The sequence below is a fragment of the Streptomyces sp. NPDC001985 genome, assembly GCF_040296845.1.
In the GTDB taxonomy this organism is placed as follows: Bacteria; Actinomycetota; Actinomycetes; order Streptomycetales; family Streptomycetaceae; genus Streptomyces.
In genome coordinates this window covers 63,594-83,580 of the sequence record NZ_JBEOYB010000017.1, presented here as the reverse complement: position 1 = coordinate 83,580, position 19,987 = coordinate 63,594, and the positions used below count along the sequence as shown (strand labels likewise).

Annotated in this window: 16 protein-coding genes; 13 read left to right on the top strand and 3 right to left on the bottom strand. The window is 74.2% G+C overall.

Features of this window, described 5'->3' with window-relative positions; genetic code table 11:
• Positions 1-268 precede the first annotated feature (268 nt).
• From ABT122_RS10470 to ABT122_RS10455, 4 genes are all read left to right on the top strand, one after another.
• A complete protein-coding gene (locus tag ABT122_RS10470) occupies positions 269-1,570 on the top strand; it encodes an extracellular solute-binding protein (protein WP_351548361.1) in 1,302 nt (433 codons plus the stop codon).
• A gap of 109 nt (positions 1,571-1,679) precedes the next feature.
• Complete coding sequence (locus ABT122_RS10465; protein ID WP_351548358.1) at positions 1,680-2,675, top strand: carbohydrate ABC transporter permease; 996 nt, start codon at positions 1,680-1,682, stop codon at positions 2,673-2,675.
• Positions 2,672-3,523 carry a carbohydrate ABC transporter permease gene (locus ABT122_RS10460; protein ID WP_351548356.1) on the top strand — a complete coding sequence of 284 codons (852 nt, stop codon included), beginning with the start codon at positions 2,672-2,674 and terminating at the stop codon, positions 3,521-3,523. The genes ABT122_RS10465 and ABT122_RS10460 overlap by 4 nt, the downstream gene beginning before the upstream one ends.
• Before the next feature lie 145 nt (positions 3,524-3,668).
• Positions 3,669-4,766 (top strand): radical SAM protein, encoded by a 1,098-nt coding sequence (locus ABT122_RS10455; protein ID WP_351548354.1) that lies wholly within the window; start codon positions 3,669-3,671, stop codon positions 4,764-4,766.
• Positions 4,767-4,782: 16 nt separating this feature from the next.
• Here the strand turns inward: ABT122_RS10455 and ABT122_RS10450 are convergent, their stop codons facing one another.
• From ABT122_RS10450 to ABT122_RS10440, 3 genes are read right to left on the bottom strand one after another with little or no spacing between them, the layout of a single operon-like run.
• The gene (locus ABT122_RS10450) at positions 4,783-5,751 is read right to left on the bottom strand and encodes a mevalonate kinase family protein (protein ID WP_351548351.1); all 969 of its coding nucleotides are present in this window, start codon (positions 5,749-5,751) and stop codon (positions 4,783-4,785) included.
• Positions 5,748-6,302 carry an NUDIX domain-containing protein gene (locus ABT122_RS10445; RefSeq protein ID WP_351548349.1) on the bottom strand — a complete coding sequence of 185 codons (555 nt, stop codon included), beginning with the start codon at positions 6,300-6,302 and terminating at the stop codon, positions 5,748-5,750. The genes ABT122_RS10450 and ABT122_RS10445 overlap by 4 nt, the downstream gene beginning before the upstream one ends.
• Positions 6,299-7,366, bottom strand: coding sequence for an NAD-dependent epimerase/dehydratase family protein (locus ABT122_RS10440; RefSeq protein WP_351548346.1), 1,068 nt, complete (start codon positions 7,364-7,366; stop codon positions 6,299-6,301). The genes ABT122_RS10445 and ABT122_RS10440 overlap by 4 nt, the downstream gene beginning before the upstream one ends.
• Positions 7,367-7,593: 227 nt before the next feature.
• Between ABT122_RS10440 and ABT122_RS10435 the strand changes: the two genes are divergently transcribed.
• From ABT122_RS10435 to ABT122_RS10395, 9 genes are all read left to right on the top strand, one after another.
• Complete coding sequence (locus ABT122_RS10435) at positions 7,594-9,342, top strand: NAD-dependent epimerase/dehydratase family protein (protein WP_351548343.1); 1,749 nt, start codon at positions 7,594-7,596, stop codon at positions 9,340-9,342.
• A gap of 366 nt (positions 9,343-9,708) precedes the next feature.
• Entirely contained in the window at positions 9,709-9,831 is a 123-nt protein-coding gene (locus ABT122_RS10430) for a lasso RiPP family leader peptide-containing protein (protein WP_351548340.1), read from the top strand.
• Between the two features lie 91 nt (positions 9,832-9,922).
• A complete protein-coding gene (locus tag ABT122_RS10425; protein ID WP_351548337.1) occupies positions 9,923-11,833 on the top strand; it encodes an asparagine synthase-related protein in 1,911 nt (636 codons plus the stop codon).
• Complete coding sequence (locus tag ABT122_RS10420) at positions 11,830-12,087, top strand: lasso peptide biosynthesis PqqD family chaperone (RefSeq protein ID WP_351548335.1); 258 nt, start codon at positions 11,830-11,832, stop codon at positions 12,085-12,087. Before ABT122_RS10425 ends, ABT122_RS10420 begins: the two co-directional genes overlap by 4 nt.
• Positions 12,084-12,506 carry a lasso peptide biosynthesis B2 protein gene (locus tag ABT122_RS10415; protein ID WP_351548332.1) on the top strand — a complete coding sequence of 141 codons (423 nt, stop codon included), beginning with the start codon at positions 12,084-12,086 and terminating at the stop codon, positions 12,504-12,506. Before ABT122_RS10420 ends, ABT122_RS10415 begins: the two co-directional genes overlap by 4 nt.
• 389 nt (positions 12,507-12,895) lie before the next feature.
• Entirely contained in the window at positions 12,896-13,096 is a 201-nt protein-coding gene (locus tag ABT122_RS10410; RefSeq protein ID WP_351548329.1) for a thiopeptide-type bacteriocin, read from the top strand.
• A gap of 109 nt (positions 13,097-13,205) precedes the next feature.
• Positions 13,206-15,926 (top strand): lantibiotic dehydratase, encoded by a 2,721-nt coding sequence (locus tag ABT122_RS10405; protein WP_351548326.1) that lies wholly within the window; start codon positions 13,206-13,208, stop codon positions 15,924-15,926.
• Complete coding sequence (locus tag ABT122_RS10400; protein ID WP_351548323.1) at positions 15,923-18,004, top strand: hypothetical protein; 2,082 nt, start codon at positions 15,923-15,925, stop codon at positions 18,002-18,004. Before ABT122_RS10405 ends, ABT122_RS10400 begins: the two co-directional genes overlap by 4 nt.
• Positions 18,001-19,968 carry a TOMM precursor leader peptide-binding protein gene (locus ABT122_RS10395; RefSeq protein WP_351548321.1) on the top strand — a complete coding sequence of 656 codons (1,968 nt, stop codon included), beginning with the start codon at positions 18,001-18,003 and terminating at the stop codon, positions 19,966-19,968. The genes ABT122_RS10400 and ABT122_RS10395 overlap by 4 nt, the downstream gene beginning before the upstream one ends.
• Positions 19,969-19,987 lie beyond the last annotated feature (19 nt).

Here is a 19,987-nt window from a genome sequence, read left to right as displayed (position 1 = left end):
CCAGGAGAAAAATGTGTCAGGAGGTGCGTCACCGTCAAGGGCACCCAAGTGGTGCATCGTAGTATTTTGCGTCAATCGAGAACGGCTGATCTGGTGCTGTTCGACGTTCTTCATCATCGCCGCCCGCTTGACGGGGGGCCTATCCGCATCAAGAACGTTCAATAAATCCCTGATCGATCCTGGCCAAAAAGCGCCCCATGGGTAGATTGCCGGTCTTCGCTGGGTAGATACGTGCCCGGTCCAGCCCGTCCTCGAAAGGTGGAGAATCATGCCCTGGCGCTTAATCCGCTTCACCTCGGCTGTCGGGGTGGTCGCACTGGCGGCGGCACTGACCTCGTGCGACTCCTCGGGGTCCGGCGGCCCGGCGAACGCCGGTGACCGGAGCGGGAGTCTGACGGTTTGGCTGACGATCGACGCCAGGGAGAGCTGGCCCGATCTGGTCGCCGCCACGAACAAACGTTTCGCCAAGCGCTATCCGAAGACGGAGGTGAAGGTTCAGTACCAGCAGTGGACGAGCAAGAACCAGAAGATTGACGCCGCCTTCGCGGGCAAGGACGTACCAGACGTGGTGGAGATGGGCAATAGTGAAACCACGAACTACATCGTCAACGGGGCGTTCATCGATCTGGAGAAGAGCGATTTCGACCATTCGGAAGATTGGCTTCCGGCTCTCTCGGATGCCTGCGAGTGGGAGGGCAAGACCTTCTGTGTGCCCTACTACGCGGGTGCCCGGGTGGGGGTCTACCGCACCGATCTGCTCAAGAAGGTCGGCGTCACCGAGGCGCCCCGCAGCTATCCCGAGATGCTCTCGGTCCTCGACAAGCTGAAAGCCGAGTTCGGCGCCGCCGACAAGAACTTCTCCGCCTTCCACATGCCCGGCCGCTACTGGTCCGCGGCGATGGCCTGGGTCAAGGACGCGGGCGGCGAGATGGCGGTGGAGCAGGACGGCCGCTGGCGCGGCGCACTCTCCTCGCCCGAGTCCGTGAAGGGCCTCACCGCCTGGAAGGACCTGCTGGACGCCTACTACACGGGTGACCGCTCCAAGGACAACGGCGACGAGCCCGCCGTGGTCGGCCAGGGCAAGGTGGGGATGTTCTACGGCAACACCTGGGAGGCCAACGCCGCGACCGACCCCCGGGCCGGCGGCAACGCGGCCCTGCGCGGCAAGTTCGCCACCTTCGCCTTCCCCGGCCCCTCGGGTGAGCTGATGCCGCCCTTCCTCGGCGGCTCCCTGCTCGCCGTCCCGGTCAAGTCGCGGAACCAGGCGCGGGCCCAGGAGTGGATCAAGCTCTTCACCGACCACACCTCGCAGCGGAAGCTCATCGACGCCGAGACCCTGCCCAACAACACCGTCCAGTTGCGCGATGTGCCCGCCGACGGCATCAACGGCGCCGCCGCGCGCGCCGCCGCACGGGGCTGGGTCACCCCGCTGGCACCCGGCTGGGTGGCCGTGGAGAAGGCGAACGTCCTGCCCTCGATGCTCCAGTCCATCGCCACCGGCAAGAAGTCGGTACGGCAGGCGGCCCGGGACGCGGACCGCGAGATCGACCAGCTGATCAACAACAACTGACACCCCTCCGCACTCCCTCACTCCCGTATCCCCCACACGACGAGTCCGCGCCGGCGCGGCGCACACGCCCGGGCGCGCCGCGAAACGATGACGTGAGGAGCCCGCCCGCATGGTGACCGCAGGTCCACCGCGCCCCTCCGGCGCGCCCTCGCGCCCCCACACCGTCCCCGCGCCCCGGGGCGGCCGGCCCGGCACCGGCCGCCGGTCCCCCGCGCGGCGGTGGCGGATCACGCCGTACCTCCTCATCGCCCCGACCGTGCTGGCGCTGACCGCGGTCCTCGGCTATCCGCTGGTCGATCTGCTGATGCTGTCGTTCCAGGACATGACCCGCAGAGAGCTGTTCGCCGGCACCGCTCCCCCGTGGGCGGGGCTCCAGCAGTACCGGACCATCGCGGGCGATGGCTTCTTCTGGGAGGTCGTGGCGCGCACCGCGCTCTTCACGGTGGCCGCCTCCGCGGTGACCATGGGCGGGGCGGTGCTGGTGGCCCTGCTGATGCGCCGGGTCTCGCCCTGGGTGCGGCTGACGATGGCCGGGGTGCTGGTGGCGGTCTGGGCGATGCCGGTGATGGTCGCCGCGTCGGTCTTCCGCTGGCTGGTGGACACGGACTACGGGGTCGTCAACTGGCTGCTCGGCCGGCTGCCGGGGCTGGACTTCGCCAAGCACAACTGGTTCGAGGACCCCTGGCAGGGGTTCACGGTGATCGTCGCCGTGGTGGTGTGGGGCGCGCTGCCGTTCGCCGCGATCACCCTCCAGGCCGCGCTCACCCAGGTGCCGCTTGAGCTGGAGGAGGCGGCCCGGGTGGACGGGGCGACGCCCGCGCAGACCTTCCGTCACATCACCTTCCCCGTGATCAAGCCCGCGTTCGTCATGGTCGCGACGCTCACCTCGATCTGGAACTTCGGTGTCTTCAACCAGATCTGGCTGATGCGCTCGGGCCAGCCGGAGCGGGAGTACTACCTCCTGGGCGTCTACTCCTTCATCGAGTCCTTCGCCGTGAACCGCTACAGCACCGGGGCGGCCATCGCGGTGGTCACGGTGGTGCTGCTGCTCGCCGGAGCCGTGTTCCATGTCCGCCAGCTCGTCAGGATGGGAGAGGCCGAGTGAGCACCGCTCCACGTCCCCGGCGCCGGGCCGGCCGCCGATCGCGGCGGGCCGACGCGCTCGGGCTGCTGTTCTGCGCCGTCATGGCCTTCCCCGTCTACTGGATGCTGCTCACCGCCGTGCGACCCGCGTCGGAGATCCGGCGCGATCCACCGCGCTTCTGGGCATCGGAGCTGACCCTGGACCACTTCCGCCGGGCCGTCGCCTCCGAGACCTTCTGGTCGAGTGTGCGGGCGAGTGTGCTCGTGGGCGCGGCGACCGTGGTGATCTCGCTGCTCATCGGGGTGCTGGCGGCCTACGCGGTGGCGCGCTTCTCCTTCCTGGGCCGGCGGGCCTTCGTCCTGGTGATCCTCTCCGTGCAGATGATCCCGCTGGCCGGGCTGATCATCCCGCTCTATCTGCTGCTCAGCGACGCCGGGCTGACCGACAGTCTGACCGGTGTGGTGGTGACCTACCTGGTCTTCATGCTGCCGTTCACGGTCTGGCTGCTGCGCGGGTTCATCGCCGCGATCCCGGCGGAGCTGGAGGAGGCCGCGATGGTCGACGGCTGCACCCGCTGGGGCGCCTTCCGCCGGGTGCTGCTGCCGCTGCTGGCCCCCGGTCTGGTGGCCACCTCCATCTACTCCCTGGTCCAGGCGTGGAACGAGTACGTCCTCGCCTATGTGCTGCTGTCCAGCAATGACAAGCAGACCGTGAGCATCTGGCTGGTCTCCTTCCAGACCAGCTTCGGCACCGACTACGGCGCGCTGATGGCGGGGGCCACCCTGACCGCCCTGCCCGTCGTCGTCTTCTTCCTGATCGTGCAGCGACGCCTTGCCTCGGGGCTGGCCTCGGGGGCCGTCAAGGGATGACCGCACGAGGCCCGCCCCACCGCCGCCGCACCGGCAGTGGAGCGCCCGCAGGACTGGGCGCGGGGGCACAGCGCACCGCCCCGACGAAACACCGAGAACACCTGGGCCGTCCTGGTCCGGTTCTCTTTACCAGCAGGAGTTCATTTTGACGTTCGACCGTCTTGACCTGGTGTCCAAGCTGTATCAGCCCACCGGCTGGCCCCGCGTGCTCGAAGCGGCCGCGGGTAAACGTTCCTCCGGGCCGCTGGTGGTGGACCTCGATCCGACGACGTTCTGCGATCTCGCCTGCCCCGAGTGCATCAGCGGCAAGCTGCTGAACCAGGGGCGCTTCACCCCCGAACGGCTGGCGGAGCTGGCCGGGGAGATCATAGAAATGGGTGTGCGCGGTGTGGTCCTGATCGGCGGCGGGGAGCCGCTGGCGCACCGGGGCACCCGCAATGTGCTCCGGGTCCTGGGAGAGGCCGGCGTCGCCATCGGCGTGGTCACCAACGGCACCATGATCCAGCAGAATCTGGACGAGCTGGCGGAGTACGCCTCGTGGGTGCGGGTGTCGATGGACGCCGGTACGCGGGAGACCTATGGAATCTTCAGACCTGACCGCAAGGGCCGCAGCGTGTTCGACAAGGTCGTCGGCAATATGAGGCTGCTGGCCGAGGTGAAGAAGGGCGCCCTCGGCTACTCGTTCCTGGTGATGTCGCGCCGGGAGGCGGACGGCCGGGTGGTGAGCAACCACCACGAGGTGCTGGAGGCGGCGCGGCTGGCCCGGGACATCGGCTGCGACTACTTCGAGACCAAGGCGATGTTCGACGACGGCCACCATGTGATCCAGGTGGAGAACGAGATCCTCCAGTCCGTCGACGACCAGCTGGCCGAGGCCGAGGCGTGGGCGGACGGCTCCTTCGAGATCATCAATTCCTCCACCCTGACCTCACTGCGCAACCGGGTGGGCGCGGTCCAGCCGAAGGACTACCACCACTGCAAGGTCGCCGAGCTGCGGACACTGATCACCCCGTCCGGGGTCTATGTCTGCTCCTACCACCGGGGCAACTCCCAGGCGAAGATCGGTGACGCCGTCACCGAGCGGCTCCCGGACATCTGGGCGAACTCGGACCGCAGTGTGATCGATCCGAGCCGGGACTGCCTCTTCCACTGCGCGCGTCACCGCTCCAACCTCGAAATGGACAAGATCGACGCTGAAGCGGTGACACCCGTTCCGGACAACGACTACGACCCGTTCATCTGAGCCGTGAGCTGACCCTTCATCCAGCCGGTGCCCGCGTCCGCCCTCCGGGGGGCCGCAGGCCCGCCGCCGCCCGGGTGGGAATCACCCGGGCGCCGGGGTGAGCCGCGGCCAGGCCCCGCCGCAGCGCGGTGACCGTCTCGTCGAGACCGGCCACCGGGCAGACCCCGACCAGCGCCCCGCCGCCACCGGCCCCGCTCAGCTTGAGCCGCAGCCCGGTGGCGCGCCGGGCCGCCGACCGCAGTTCCTCCAGCAGCGGGGTGGACATCCCCTGGTGGTCCCGCATGGCGGCGTGGGCCCGGTCCATGGCGTCGGCGAGCCCTTCGAGGTCGCCTCCGCCGATCGCCGCCCACGCGTCGGCCGACGCCCGGTCCGCCTCCCTCATGTACGAGGCGAGCGCGGGGTCCCGGCCGGCGAGCTGTGCCCGTACGACCCTGATGTGGTCGCTGGTGTCCTTGCGGGTGGCGGAGTCCACGACGACCACGGCCCACGCGCCGGGGAACACCGCGCGTTCGAGGACCCGGGGCAGCCCGGTGGGCCTGCCGTCCAGCAGCAGGGCACCGCCCTCGATGACGGCCAGATGGTCCATCCCGCCGCCGTTGAAGTGCGCGAACTCGAACTCGTACGCCCACCGCGCCAGGGTGTCCACCGGGATGCCCGGCGGTACGGCCGTCGCTGTGTACGCCTGGAACAGCGCCACGATCAGGGCGGTGGACGAGGACAGCCCGCTGGCGGCGGGGGCGTCGCTGCGGACGGTGACGGCGGGCGGCTCGGGGCCCAGGGCGGGCAGGCGCGCGCGGAGGAACTCCCACACCTGCGCCGGCCAGCCCCCGCCGGCCGGTGCCCCCGTGCCGGGGGCCGTCCCGACCTCGGTGGTCAGATCCAGGGCCAGGCTGACGGATCTGCCGCCCAGCCAGTCGAGGTCCTCGCCGGAGAGACAGGCGCGGCAGGGCACCACCGCGCGAGAGGATTCACCACCGGTGCTCACCGTGCCTGGAACCTTCCCGTGGCGCCGAACTCCCGGAACATCTCCAGCACCACCCCGGTCGGCGGGTGCAGCGGCCGGGGCGGGTCCGCCGGGTCGTGGAACCCCGCCCGTACGACCTCGCCGGGCCCCGGGACCAGCTCGCCGGACCAGGTCCGGGCCAGGAAACAGAGGGCGAAGCAGTGGGTCACATCGCCGTTGGGGTAGGTGAGCGTGTGCACGCCGGGGTCCGAGAGGGAGCCGAAGGGGATCAGATCCGCCCGCTCCACCCGCAGCCCCGTCTCCTCGGCCAGTTCGCGGACGGCGGTGCCGGCGAAGTCGCTGCCCTCCTCGCACGCGCCGGCCGGGAGCTCCCAGACGCCGGTGTCGGCGCGCTGCTGGAAGAGGACCCGGCCGGCCGGGTCCTGGAGCAGTACCTGGGCGCCGGGGACGAGCAGGAGGCGGCTGCCGACCGACTGGCGCAGCGACCAGATGTAGGAGCCGGTGTACGTCATGGGTGTGCGGCCTTCCTCGGTGCCCGGCCGGTCTCCGGCCGTCTGGAGCGAAGGTGTCACGCGGTCTTCTCCGTGAGCCAGTGCGGTACCGCCTCCGGCGTGGCGTTCAGCCAGCGGACATAGCGCTCCACACCCTCGCGCACGGTGATCCCGGGCTTCCAGCGCATCAGTTCGTTCAGCTTCTCGGTGGCCGCGAAGCCGCCCAGCGGGTCGTCGGCGGGCCGGGGGGTGATGATGAACTCGGAGCCGGGGAAGTGCGGGGCGATCAGCTCGCCCACGTCCCGGACGGAGGTGGGGACGCCGCTGCCGACGTTGACGGTCTCGCCGACGACTCCGTCCTCGACCAGCGCGAGGGCGGTGGCCGCGGCTATGTCGTCCACATGGACCAGGTCCCGCACCTGGATGCCGCCGCCGTTGAGCCTCATCGGCAGCCCCACCCGGGCGTGCATGGCCAGCCAGGCGACCATCCAGGAGTGGCTGCCGGGCTTGGGGACCTGCGGGTCGCCGTAGACGGAGAAGTAGCGCAGGATGGCGAACTCGGTGTCCGCGGCTCCGAGCATCAGCCGGGTCTGGTGCTCGGCCCAGAGCTTGGCGTTGGCGTAGACGGAGAGCGGGTGCGGGGGCTGGTCCTCGGCGAACCGCTGGACTCCCTCGGCGCCCGGGACGCCATTGCCGTAGACGGCGGCCGAGGAGACCATGACGAAGCGGCGCACGTTGGCGGCGGCCACCTCCTCCAGCACGGTCTCGGTGCCGTCGTTGTTCGCGCGGAAGGCGATATCCGGCCGCCGCGTACAGGCGGCGACATCGGCGAACGCGGCGGCGTGGACCACGTAATCGGCGTCGGCGACGAGGGCGCGGACCTTCTCCCGGTCGCTGATGTCACCGACGATCAGACGGGTCGCCAGCTTCTCGGCGCCGAAGAGCCGATGGGTGGATTCCGGGTACGCGTCCATCCGGTCCAGGATCGTCACTTCGGCCTGCGCTCCGCTCAGCAGAGCGGTGAGTCTGCTTCCGACCAGCCCCGCTCCGCCGGTCACCACCACCTTGGAGCCACGGAGCCGCTCCAGCCGGGAAGAAACGGAATCACGTGCGCCGGTGCCTTCGTCAGTTGTCTGCACACTCATACGGGCTCCTCCATCGGTGATACGCATGGGGTTTGCGTGCTGCCAGCATGACGATCTTCGTCGGCTGAAACCAGGGTGCCTTTTCGGCGCCCCCGCAGCCGTGAAAGGCCCGACCGCACTGTCCGAAATTCATTGGTAGAGGGAGAACGCATATGCGGAATTTCTCCGTCCGCCAACAACCCGAGCACGGAGGACCTGTGACGCGTTATCGCATCAGCGGAGCGGTGATGACCCACCCGAAGCGGCTGCCCGCCGCCGAGAGGCTCGCCGCTTCGGCTCCGCCCGGAGCGCTGAGGGTCGTCATGGACCCCGACCCGGCCGGCAAGCCGTCGGTGCTGCGCACCGCGCTGGCGGCCTGGTCGTCGATCGAGGAGGGGGCCACCCATCAACTCGTCGTCCAGGACGACATGATCCTCTCCGACTCCTTCTTCGAGCGGGTCGGCGCGGCGGTGGCGGAGCTGCCGCACGCGGCGCTGGCGCTCTTCGCGCTCTGGGACTCGCGCAACGGGGCCGCCGTGCGCCTCGGCGCCATGGCGGGAGCCCGCTGGGTGGGCGCCGTCAACGAGTACTTCCCCTGTGTCGCGATCGTGCTGCCCCGGCGGGTCGCGGAGGGGTTCGTGGCGTACGGCAGGGCACGCCTGGACGCCTGGCCCGACGACATCCTGATGTACCAGTATCTGCGGGCCAACGGGATTCCCGGGTATGTGTCGGTGCCGAGCCTGGCCGAACACGAGGACCACGGCAGCATTTCCGGGAACGCTTTCCGGGGGCCGCGCCGCGCGGTGGCATTCCTGCCCGGCGACCGGCCCGGTGACGAGGGAGCGCGGCTCGAAGGGCTCCGGGTCATTCCCTTCTTCAAGCAGGGGGTCGCGCAGTGCACGGTCCGGGTGGACGGACCGGGGCCCGAAAGGTGGTTGCATCTGGACTGCAGCGACTTTTTGGAAGGTTATGGAATAAATACTGACAGAGTTATCGACAGTCTTAAATCGGCCAATGTCGGTTTGACCGAAGTATATGATCAAGAGGCTGTCAAGGGGACCTGGCTGACCGCTTTCACCATGGGATTCGTCCATCGGCGGGAGGGACGGGGCACCGATCTTTCCCGGACACCCGTCTGCGCCGAGGCGCTGGCCACCATCGGGGCGGGCGGGGTGAGCCACAACCGGGGCGAGGAGCGGATCGCCGAACTCCGCGACGGGCTGGCGCGGCTCGCCCGCGCCGGGGTCGAGGCGGGCCTGGAGGCGGGTGCGGCGCCCGCGCGGCGCGCGGCCCCCGCCGTGACGGCCCCGCGCGTCGGGGTGCTCGGCGGGGCGACCCCGCTGGGTGAGCATGTCGTCCGGCGGCTGACCGACCGGGGGCACACGGTCTCGCTGGTGCGGGGGGCGACGGGGGCGGACCCGGGGGTCGACGCGCTGATCGATCTGCGTCCGCTGCGGCACGGCGCCGGGGACGCGGGGGCGCGGGTCGTGGTCCGGTTCCCGGACCGGGCGGCCGGCGCCGGCCCGCTGTCGTACACCCTGCACACCGGGGACCTGTACGGGCCGGGCTGCTCCCTGGACACACCGATCGGCCGCATGGTGTGGAGTGCGCTGCGCAGCCATCCGGTGGTGGTGGGTGAGCCGGAGGGGGCGCCGCTGTATCCGTTGCACACGGCCGATCTGATCGAGGCGGTGGCACGGGTGCTGCGCACCCCGCCGCCGGAGCGGGAGTTGTTCCTGCCGGAGCGGGAGCCGGTCGGCGAGGGGGAGATGGCGGAGGCGGTGCGGTCGGCGGTGCGGCCGGTGCCGCTGGCCGGCGGACCGGTGGCGCCGGGCGCCCGCCGCCGGGGGCCGGGTCCGGAGATCACGGGGCTTCCCCGCCCGGCGGGGTGGGGGCCGGGGCGCGGGCTGCACCAGGGGCTGCACACCTTTATGCAGTGGCTGGCGTACGAGGGCATCCGCTATGCCGCCGACCCGGCGACGGACCGGACCGGCTGAACCGGCGGTGGCCGTACCGGGACTCGCCGGTACGGCCACCGCGCCACTCCCTGACACGGAGCCCGAACCACCCCAGCCCACCCCAGCCCACCCCAGCCCGGGAACACCTGCCGCCACCGGACAGAACCCCGAACCACCCCGGCCCGTCCGGCGCTTGAGGACGGACCCCCCACCCCAGGAACCGGCACAGAACAAGAACCCCACCAAACGCACCCCACCCCCCGCCCCCCGACAGGGCACCCCCCAGCCACGAGCACCAAATCCAGACAGACATCCGATGACTATCGAATAGATCTTCCCCATCCGGAATATTGGTGCACAGACACCACCCCCTCCGCACCACCCGGCCCCACGAGAGGAATGGACATGGACCCCGACCAGTACGAGCCTCCGGTCATGATCGAGACGGGCGAGTTCGCCGAGACCACCATGGGCACCGACTACGGCTGGCCCGAGGGCGGAATCCTCTTCGTCTTCAGACTGCTCTGACCGCCCGGCGCGCGGGCCCGGTGACCAGGCCCGCGCGCCACCCGGGCCGGGCCCGGGCGCGCCTCCGCCTCCCCCGTCTCAGGAGCGCCCCATGGACGACCCCGGACCGGAACGGACCATCCCCGCGGGTGGCCGGTTCGCGGCCTTCCCCGACAGCGCGGGCGGCGCCGCGGACGCGGCCCGGCTCGCCGCCCGGGGCTGCCGCACCCTCTCCCACCCCTCCGGCCGCCCCTGGATCGTGGGGCGGTGGCGGCACAGCGACCTGGTGCACATCGCCGCCGGGCCGCTGCGGCTCGCGGTCATCGGCCTCTGCCCCGTCACCACCACCGAACTCGCCCGCGCCGCCGCCTCGATCACCCGCCCCGAGCAGGTCGCCGCGCTGGCGGGCCGCTGGCCCGGCTCCTTCCACCTCGCCGCCGCCCGCGACGGCTGGGTGTGGGTGCAGGGCGGCGTCGCCGAGGTGCGCCGGGTCTTCCTCGCCCGCACCGGCCGGGGCCCGGTCGCGGCGAGCCACGCCGCCCTCGCGGCCTGGCTGAGCCGGGCACCGGTGGACGAGGGGCGGCTCGCGGTCCGGCTCGCCTCGCCCGCGGCCACCCCTCTGGCCGAACTCACCCCCTGGCGGGGGGTGGACGCCGTGCCCGGCGGCAGCGGGCTCCGGCTCGACCGCGACGGGACCGCGCGGACCGTCCGCTGGTGGCGCCCGCCCGAGGCGACCGCGCCCCTGCGCGAGGGCGCGCCCCTGCTCCGTACCGCCCTGCGGGACGCCGTGGCCACCCGCGTGCCCGAGGGCGCCCCCCTGGGAGCCGACCTCTCCGGCGGACTGGACTCCACCTCCCTGTGCTTCCTGGCGGCCGAGGCCGGTGCCTCGCTGGTCACGGCGACGATCCAGTGGACGGGCGGCGGGAACACGGACGCCGAGTGGGCGCGCCGCGCAGCCGGGCGGCTGCCCCTGCGGGAGCGGTTCGCGTACCGGGGCGACGCACTGCCCCCGTTCTTCTCCCACACCGGCCGGCCGGGGCCCGTGCTCGACGAACCCCTGCTGGTGCGGGATCTGGACCAGCAGGGGCCCTTTCTGCGGGGGATGCTGGGGCACGGTGCCGTGACCCGGCTGAGCGGCCTCGGCGGGGACCATGTGGTCCAGGCCCCGGAGCAGTATCTGTTCGCGCTGGTCCGCCGTCGGCCCGCCACCGCCGCGCGGACCGTGCGCGCCGAGCTGGCCGAGCACCGCTGGCCCACCGTCCGCACCCTGCGGACCCTGCTCGCGCCGCCCTCCCACACCGCGTGGCTCGCCGGGCTCGCCGGCGCCGTCCGTTCCGGTGTCCGGGTGCCCGGGCGGCTCCAGCCCTGGGGCCCGGTCCCGGTCCTGCCGCCGTGGGCGAGTCCCCTCGCCCGCGAGGCGGTCGCGGCCCTGCTGGAGGAGCGGGCGGCGGCCGGGGCCGGGCCGCTGGACCCCCGGCCCGCGCTCCACGCCCGGCTCGCCCTCGCCCGCTCGGCCGGGCGCTCCGCGGGGCTGGTGGAGGAGTTGTACGCGGGGGTGCTGCCCACGCACGCGCCGTTCTGCGACGACGCCGTCGTCGCGGCCTCCCTCGCGGTGCGCCCCGAGGAGAGCGCCGACCCGTTCGCGTACAAACCCCTGCTGACGGCGGCGATGGCCCCCGTCGTCCCCGCCGGGCTGCTGCTGCGCGACACCAAGGACAGCTCCGTCGTCCACTGGTACGAGGGCCTGGAGCACAACCGGGGCGCGCTGGCGGCGCTCGCCGGGGACTCGGCGCTGGCGGCGCTCGGGCTCGTCGACGGGCGGCGGTGGCGCGAGGCGCTGCTCAGCCCCCGGCAGGCGAGCGGCTCCCCGCCCGCGTTCGAGAAGTCCCTCGCGCTGGAGATCTGGCTCCGGGACCGCGTCCGGGGCGCCGACGACCCCTTTCCCCGGCCTCTCGCACTCGACGATCTCCTCACCGTCCATCCCGAAGACCTCCGATCTCTTGCCCTTGAGGAGCGGACATGACGCTGCGGCTGCGCGACGATGTGTCGATGGTGCGGACCGACACCGCCCTGGTCGTGCTGGACGAGCGGAACGGCCGTTACTGGCAGCTCAATCCCACCGCGGCCGACATCCTGGACGATCTGCTGGCGGGGTGCGGCGACGCGCTGGCCGCCGAACGGCTGGCGCGGCGCTGCGGGATCGGCCCGGAGCGCGCGCGGGAGGATGTCGCCCGGCTCCTCGCCACCCTGGTGGACTCGGGGGTGACGGCGCCGTGAGCCAGGTCGCCGCCACGGCGTCCCGGCCGTCACCGTCCCGCCGGATTCCCGCCCTGCTCTGCGTGTTCGCCGCGCGGCTGCTCGCCCGGGCGAGCCCGCGCCGAATCCGCCGTGTCCTGGAGCTGCTGCGGACGGGCGCCCGGCCCGCGAGCCACGCCGGGACGGCGGCGGCCCGCGACGACATCACCGGCAGCAGCACCCTCTGCCGGGGCCGCCGCCACTGTCTGCGCCGGTCGCTGGCGGTCGCGCTGCTGTGCCGTCTCCGGGGCACCTGGCCCACCTGGTGCACCGGGGTCCGGACGGCGCCGTTCGCCGCCCACGCCTGGGTGGAGGCGGAGGGCCGCCCGGTCGGCGAGGAGGGGGACGACCGGCTCTACCACACCATCATGTCGGTGGGTCCGAGCAGCCCCGCGCGGTGACCGCGTCCCCCACCGGGCGCGCGGGCCCCGAGGCCGCGCCCGGGGCGCGCCCGTGCGCTGTTCCGCGCCGTAAAACGTAAGAATTGTCTCGCCGGTCCCTCCGGGCGGCGCAAAACATTCGCCCCGGTGGCCCCTCGGGTCCCTCCTTTGCTCCCGGAACCCCGGAACGAATTGACACACTGTCGACAACGCGCCTGTCGCACGCGCCGCACGCCCCGGTGAGCAAAGGAACCACGCCGGAAACCGGGCCGTCCGGAAACGGCCCACCGTCACGAACCCCCCGGTCAACTGCCCTTTCCCGCACCGGCGCGGGCCGTCGGAGGCTGATCTACGCTGCGCACGCGGCGCACGGGATCGCGCTGCTCCCTCTCACTCAACCGGGAGACACCATGACGCTCAGAGACATGACCACCTCCTTCGATCCGGACGCTCTGGACCTCGGTGACATCACCGTCACCGCGATGCGCGACACGGCGGGGATCGGTGAATCCACCTACTCCCTCGCCTCGTCCTCGTCGACGTCCTGTATGGGATGCAGCGGCTGCGGCGCGTGCAGCGTGCAGAACCCGCGCGTGACCGAGATGTCCTGACCCCCGCACGGTGAGGGCTTCCGCGGCTTCGGCTCCCCGCTCCGCGGGCGCCGCGGGAGCCCCGCACCGCGCCGGTCCGCCCCTCGCACACGCCGTCGACTGGATCGAAGTGAAACCGCTCCTCCCGGAACGTCAGACGCGGCCGGCGCCCACGCCCCGGGCCGGCACCGAACAGCCCGCCCCCGCCCCGCGGCTCGCCCCCGGCGCGCTGATCCGCACCACCCTGCTGAGCCTGCCCGCCGAGACCCGCCCCGCCGGTGCCTTCCGCGCCGCCCTGGCGGAGCTGACCGCGCTGGAGGAGGAACTCACGGCGCGCGCTCCCGCCCTCGGCGACGCGCTGTACGCGAGCCGGGCGGGCCACGGCGCGGAGTTCCACCGCGAGGTGGTGCTGCCGCTGCGCCGCGCGGTGCACAACGGGCGCGACCCGAGGCCCGCCCTCCTCGGCCGGCTCGGCGATCTGCCCGGACGGGTGCCGGGGCTGCCCGGGTGGCTCGGCGCGCGGAGGCGGAGGAGTGAGCTGCTGACCGCGCTGGAGGCCGGGACCGCGCCCGCCCTCGCGGCCGGGCGCGCGGCGCTCGCCGGGCTGTGCCGGGAGCCCGCGTTCACCCGGGCCGTGGCGTTCGGCAGCGCCGATCTGCTGCGCGCGGTGGTGCGGGCCGGGGAGGGCCGGGACGACCGCGGGGCCCGCAAGGAGGAGGCGGGCGTGCTCCGGCACGCGATGCGCGCCGCCGCCCGGACGACCCCGCTCTCCTGGTTCACCGCCGTCGGCTGGGGTGAACTGCCGCCCCCTGCCGCTGGAACACGGCGGCCCTGGAGCGGCGCCGGGGTGCCGCTCGAATCGGCCGGAGCCGTCGTCCGCGTCAACCGGACCCTGGTGGACACCCTGATGGCGGCGCTCCTGGCCGACCGGGAACGCCGTGCGGGTCTGCCCCACCGCATGTGCAGCAGCCCGCGGCTCTCGGACGGCCGGGCGGCCTTCGCCCGCTCCCGTACCGCCTTCGTCTCCGCGCGCTTCGTGTCGGTGGAGGACGACGAGGTCGCCCTCGCCGCCGGGGAGCCGCTGCTCCGCCTCGCCGCACTGTGCGCCGGAGCCGGCGGGCCCGGCGGTCTCGACGCGCTCGCGCGGGCGCTCGCCGGACCCGGCGAGCAGGACGCCGCGCTCGCCTTTCTCGGGCGGGTGTGCGAGGCCGGGCTGCTCGTCCCCGTGGAGCCGGTCGGCCCGCACGACCCGGACCCGCTGACAGGGCTGGCGACCTGGCTCCGGGAGGCGACCGGTTCCCCCGGGGACCGGGAGCTGGCCGGCCGTATCGACTCCCTCGCCGCGGACACGCGCGCGTTCGGCACGGCGGAGCCCGCGCGCCGCACCGCCGTCCTCACCGGCCTCCGGGAGCGCTGGGGCGCCCTCCTCGGCGAGGTCGGCCGCCCGGTGGGCGACGGCGCGGACCGGCTCACGGTGCTGAGCGAGGACGTGGTTCTCGGGGAGCCGGTCCGGCTGGACGGCTTCCTCGACGACGGTGATCACCAGGCCCTGGCGGAACTGGCGGCGCTGACCGAGCTGTTCGACCTCGGCCCCGTGGTGCGCCGCTGCGTCCGGGACAGCTTCGTCGCCCGCTACGGACCCGGCGGTGTCTGCCCCCACGTCTGGGACTTCGGTGCCGCCGCCCACGAGACCTGGCAGCGGGCCACCCGGCTCATCGCCGCCGGTGACCCGCGGGCCGAGCCGCCCGGCTCCCCGGCGGCGGACGGCGCCGGCCGGCTCACCGCCCTCCGCTCCGAGCTGGTCGCCGCCGTCCGCCGGGACCACGCGGAGAGCGGCGGCGCGGATGTGGTCCTGCCCGGCGGGCTGGTCACGGACCTCGTCCACCGGCTGCCGCCGTGGGCGACCCGGCGCCCGGTGTCGTACTCCCTCTTCCTCCAGCGCGGCCACGGCGGACTGCTCTGCGTGAACCAGGTGTACGGCGGGTGGGGCCGCTTCTCCAGCAGATTCCTGGAATCCCTGCCCCCGGCGGCGGCACGCGGGACGGCGGACGCGGTCCTCGGGGCGCTCGCGCCCGGCGCGCGGGTCGCCCAGCTCCGGCCGGTCAGCGGCTTCAACGCGAATCTGCACCCCCTCTTCGTACCGGAGGAGATCGGGCCCGACCGCTCGTACGCCTCGCTCGGCGCGGACGATGTGGAGCTGGTCCACGATGTGCGCGACGACGAGGTGCGGGTCCGGCTGAAGGCCACCGGCGAGCCCGTCGACGTGCTGTACGCGGGGGTGCTCGCTCCGCTGCTGCTCCCGCCCCGGCTCGCGCCGCTGCTCACCGACCACGCGCACGGCACCACCGACTTCAGCGCCCTGGCACCGCGCCGGATCAGCGCCGTGCCCGGCGGCGAACTGGTGCGCACCCCCCGGGTGCGCCACCGCCATCTGGTGCTGCGCCGGCGCCGGTGGGAACTGGCGGGCGGCAGCGTCGCCGCGCTCCGGGCGGAGCTGGCGGCCGAGGGCGGGGTCCCGGTGGCGGCGGTGGCCCGGTGGCGGGCCCTGGCCGGCCTCCCCGACCAGGTCTTTCTGCACGCCGCCCCGCCGCCCCGGGGCGAGCGGGTCACGGAGGACTTCCTGCACGCGCTGGACCTCCCCAAACCGCAGTTCGTCGATCTGGGCGACGCCCTCCATCTGCGCTCGCTGGGGAAGTGGCTGGCCCGGCACCCGGGCGGCGCGGTCCTGGAGGAGGCGCTGCCGGCGCCCGGCGCGGCGGGGGCGGGCCCGGCGGTCGAGCTGGTCGTGGAGACCTACCGCGCCGGACGGCCCCGGGTCCGCCGGAACGACGAATCGAGGGACCGGACATGACTGTTCGTCAGGAAGCGCCGCACGCGGCCGAGGACGCGCCGGTCACACCCGACGCACCGGTCGCGCCGGTCGCGCCGGTCGTACCGGTCGTACCGGTCGCGCCGGTCGCGCCGGTCGCACCGGACGCACCGGACGCACCGGACGCACCGGAAGAGGACCTGGGCGCGCCGGGGGGCGGGCCGGACGCACCGGACTCCCTGGACTCCCTCTGCCGGTGGCGGCTGCGCCCGGGGGTGGCGGCGACCGTGCTCGGGGAGGGGGTGCATCTGCGGGGCTGGATCACCAGTGTCTCGCTGGAGGGCAGCCCGGCGCTCCCCGCGCTGTGGGAGCAGTTGGCCGACGCCCTCGCGACGGACGGGGGTACGGCCCTGGCGGGCGCGGTACCCGCCGGTTCACGGCTCCGGGCGGCCCTGGTCCAGCTGATCGACCGGCTCCGTGAACACGACTTCCTCGTCGAGCGGGACATCCCCGGCGGACCGGCCGGACCGTGGCTCGGCACGGTCGCCGACCGGCCCGCCGAAGCGGCGGCGCTCCTCGCCCGGACCCGGACGCGGGTGCTCGGCCCCCACCCCGGGGGCGCGCTCGCCCGGGCCGCGGGACGGGCGCTGGAGCGGACCGGCGCCGGGGCGGAGCGGCTCCGGGAGCCCGGTCTGCCCGCCGGGCGGATTCTGCTGGTGGCGTCGGTGCCCGGCGGACCGGACCGGGCGGTGGCGGCGGAGGTGGTCGCGGGCTCCGGGTTCGTCACGCCCGTGGGCAGCCCGGCCCAGGCGCGGGCGGACGCGGAGGCGCTGGCCGAGCGGCTGGGACGGCGGGCGGCCACGGCCCCCGGCTCCGGGGAGCACCCGGCGCTGACCGCGCTGGTGGCCTCGGCGGCGGCGCAGCGGCTGCTGTGCGCCGCCGCGGGGCTGCGCGACCCGTCGGCCGAGGCCGGGGACGCCCGGCTGCTGCCGGGCCGGCCGGCGGTGCTCGTCGCGGCGGACCGGCCGCTGCGGGGCGAGTACCGGACCTGGCTGGGCCCCGCTCTGCTGGACGCCGACCGGGTGGCACCCGGTGCGGTCCCCGCCACCCTGGCCGACGCGCTCGCCCGGATTCCCGTGCTCGGCGACGCCGAGGTGGGGGTGGTGGACGCGCCGGACCCCGGCGCCCTGCCGCAACTGCCCGTCGCCCTGGTCCGGTGCGCGGCGCCGGGCGGCGCGCTGCTCTCCGGGGCGGCGCGGGCGGACCTCGCCCGGCTGGAGGCGGTGTGCCGCGCCGCCGAACTCCACCTCGGGGGCGAGCGGCCGGGCCCGGCCGTGGGGGTGAACCCGGAGCACGCCCGGGGGCGCGCGCTGCGGCGGGCGGTCCCCCTGGACGGCGGCCCCTTCGCTGTCGTCGGCGCGCCGGTGGACACGCTCCATCCGCAGGCCCGCCACTGGTGGTCGGTCCTGGTCCGGCGGCTCGGTGTGGACGCGGAGCTGGAGGTCTCCCGTACCGGCTCCGGCGCCGGTGTGTTCCGTGCCGTGGTGCGCGGGCGCGCGGCCGGGGTCGGCTCTGTTGCCGTCCTCGGGGCGGCGGTGGAGGCGACGGCGGACGACGCGGTGGCCTATGCGGCGCTGTCGGCGGTGGTGCGGGTACGGGCGGGCGGACCGGCGCGGGCGGAGGCGGGCACGCGGGCACTGCCCGGCGGGCGGGTACAGGAGCACCGGTATCTCGCCCTGCCCAGCGGCGCGGCGGCCGTGCTCGCCGCCGGTGCGGACCCGGCTCCCTGGGAGGACGGCGGCTGGACGGCGGTCTGGCTCGGGGAGACCGCCGGCCGGGAGCGGGCGTTCCAGCAGGCGCTGGCCGGACTGACCGGCGCGTCCCCGCGTCCCTGGGAGCCCGCCGGCGGCGCGTCCGCGCACGCGCACGCGCTCCGGTCCGCGCTGCGGCAGTGCGGGTTCTCGGTCCTGACCACGGAGCCCGCGTCCGGCCCCGATCCCGATGCCGGTCCCGGGCCCCGGCCCGGCTCCGACCTCGATCCCGACTCCGGCCCCGGCCCCGACCTCGATCCCGGCTCCGGCTCCGGCTCCGGCTCCGGCCCCACGGAAGGACTCCGATGACCTCAGCGGCTCCGCTGCGGGACGCCCTGGCCGAACGGCAGCCCGTGGTACTCGACGTGCCACAGGCCCTGCGTCTCACCGGGGGCGGCGCCGTCGTGGTGCTCGACGAGTGGAGTCTCGCCACGGCGGCGGAGCTGTCCCGCCACGCGCTGGGGCATCCGGTGACCCTCGTCCCGGTCCGCTGCGACGGAGCGCTCGCGGTGGTCGGGCCCGTGCTGCGGCCCGGCGCGCGGGGGTGTCTGTCGTGCGGCGAGTACCGGCGGCTCGCGACCATCGGCGGCCGGGTGCCCTGGCACAGCCCGGGGCTGCGGCTCACGGGCCGTCCGTCGCCCGCGTTCCTCGACGCGGTCGGTGTGCTGGCCACCGAGCTGCTCGCCACCGGGACCCCCGCCGCCCACGGGAGCGGCGCCCCCGACGGCTCCCGGGGCCAGGACCCGGACCCCGGCGCGGTCGTCCATGTCGTCCACAGCGGCCGGGCCACCTGGTCGACACACCTCCTCCGGCCCGTCGGGGGCTGTGCGGTGTGTCTGCCGCTGCCGCCCGACGGGCCGGAGGCCGCCGAGACCGCCATCGGCCCGGCCGCGCGCCGGGCACCGGGACCGGCGCACGATCCGGCGTCGCTGCGCGCGCCCAACGCCCGCACCCACACGGCCGGTCTGACGTCGGAGCTGCTGGACGAGCGGTTCGGGCCGGTCAACCAGCTCCTGCGCACCGAGGAGTCCGTCTCCAGCCTCACCAGCGCGTATGTCACCTACGGCCGCCCGCACGGGCGCGACGGCGGCTACGGCCGGAGCACCGACTTCGACAGCAGCGAGCGCGTCGCCCTGTTCGAGGCGGCCGAGCGGCTCGCGTCCATGAGCCCGATCGGGCGGCGGACGGTGCTCCGCGCCCCGTACGCCGAACTCGGGCCCGCGCGGGCGGTGGACCCGGTGCGGCTCGGGCTGCCCGATCCCGCCCACCACGGCCACCCGGCCTCCGCGACGGTCCCCTACACACCCGCACTGCCCCTGGACTGGGTGCACGGCTGGTCCCTGACCCGGGAACGGCCCCTGGCGGTGCCCGAGCACGTCGCCTACTGGGACCCGAGCCCCGGCCGGCCCCGTGTGGTGTACGAGTGCTCCAACGGCTGCGGTCTGGGCAACAGCCCGCAGGAGGCGGCGCTGTACGGCCTGTTCGAGGTCGCCGAGCGGGACGCGTTCCTGATGGCCTGGTACGCGCGCACCCCGCTGCGCCGGGTCGCCCCGCCCGCCGACGATCCGGAGGTGCTCCATCTGACCGACCGGGCGGCGCTGGCCGGCTACCGGATCACCCTGTTCGACGCCACCAACGACCTGGGGGTGCCCGTGGTGATCGCCGTCGCCCTCCACCGGGGCGAACCCGCCGCGGCGCCGCAGGCGTTCGTCGCCGCCGGAGGGCACCACGATCCGCGCTCGGCCATCCGCTCGGCCGTCTCCGAGGTCGTCACCAATGTGGTCAACGCCGTGCACCGGCACCGTGCCGAGCCGGGGCTCTACGACCGGCGGCGGCTGCTGACCCTGCTGGAGCGGCCCGAGCTGGTCACCACGCTCTCCGACCATGTGGCCGTGAACACCCTCCCCGAGGCGCGCTCCCGGCTGGACTTCCTCCACGGCGACGGGGCGGAGGCCGACTGGCGCGAGCTCTGGCCCGGTGCGCCCGCACCGGTGCCGGATCTCACCGCGCTCCTGGAACGAACGGTGGCCCGGCTGGCCGGGCTGGGGCTCGAGGTGGTCGTCGTCCCCCAGGACGAGCCCGGGGTGCGGGACCGGCTCGGGCTCAGCACCGTCAAGGTCGTCGTCCCCGGCTCGCTGCCCATGACCTTCGGGCATGTCAACCGGCGCACCCGCGGGCTCCCCCGGCTTCTGGAGGTGCCCTTCCGGCTGGGCCGGGCGGACCGGGTTCTCGGCCACGGCGAACTGTCGCCGCACCCGCACCCGTTCCCCTGACCCCGCCGCACCGCCCATA

What these genes read in the sequence shown, in the direction of transcription:
- ABT122_RS10470 (WP_351548361.1), top strand. Translation starts at nt 269, where the DNA reads ATGCCCTGGCGCTTAATCCGCTTCACCTCGGCTGTCGGGGTGGTCGCA.
- ABT122_RS10465 (WP_351548358.1), top strand. Translation starts at nt 1,680, where the DNA reads ATGGTGACCGCAGGTCCACCGCGCCCCTCCGGCGCGCCCTCGCGCCCC.
- ABT122_RS10440 (WP_351548346.1), bottom strand. Translation starts at nt 7,366, where the DNA reads ATGAGTGTGCAGACAACTGACGAAGGCACCGGCGCACGTGATTCCGTT.
- ABT122_RS10435 (WP_351548343.1), top strand. Translation starts at nt 7,594, where the DNA reads ATGACCCACCCGAAGCGGCTGCCCGCCGCCGAGAGGCTCGCCGCTTCG.
- ABT122_RS10430 (WP_351548340.1), top strand. Translation starts at nt 9,709, where the DNA reads ATGGACCCCGACCAGTACGAGCCTCCGGTCATGATCGAGACGGGCGAG.
- ABT122_RS10425 (WP_351548337.1), top strand. Translation starts at nt 9,923, where the DNA reads ATGGACGACCCCGGACCGGAACGGACCATCCCCGCGGGTGGCCGGTTC.
- ABT122_RS10420 (WP_351548335.1), top strand. Translation starts at nt 11,830, where the DNA reads ATGACGCTGCGGCTGCGCGACGATGTGTCGATGGTGCGGACCGACACC.
- ABT122_RS10410 (WP_351548329.1), top strand. Translation starts at nt 12,896, where the DNA reads ATGACGCTCAGAGACATGACCACCTCCTTCGATCCGGACGCTCTGGAC.
- ABT122_RS10400 (WP_351548323.1), top strand. Translation starts at nt 15,923, where the DNA reads ATGACTGTTCGTCAGGAAGCGCCGCACGCGGCCGAGGACGCGCCGGTC.
- ABT122_RS10395 (WP_351548321.1), top strand. Translation starts at nt 18,001, where the DNA reads ATGACCTCAGCGGCTCCGCTGCGGGACGCCCTGGCCGAACGGCAGCCC.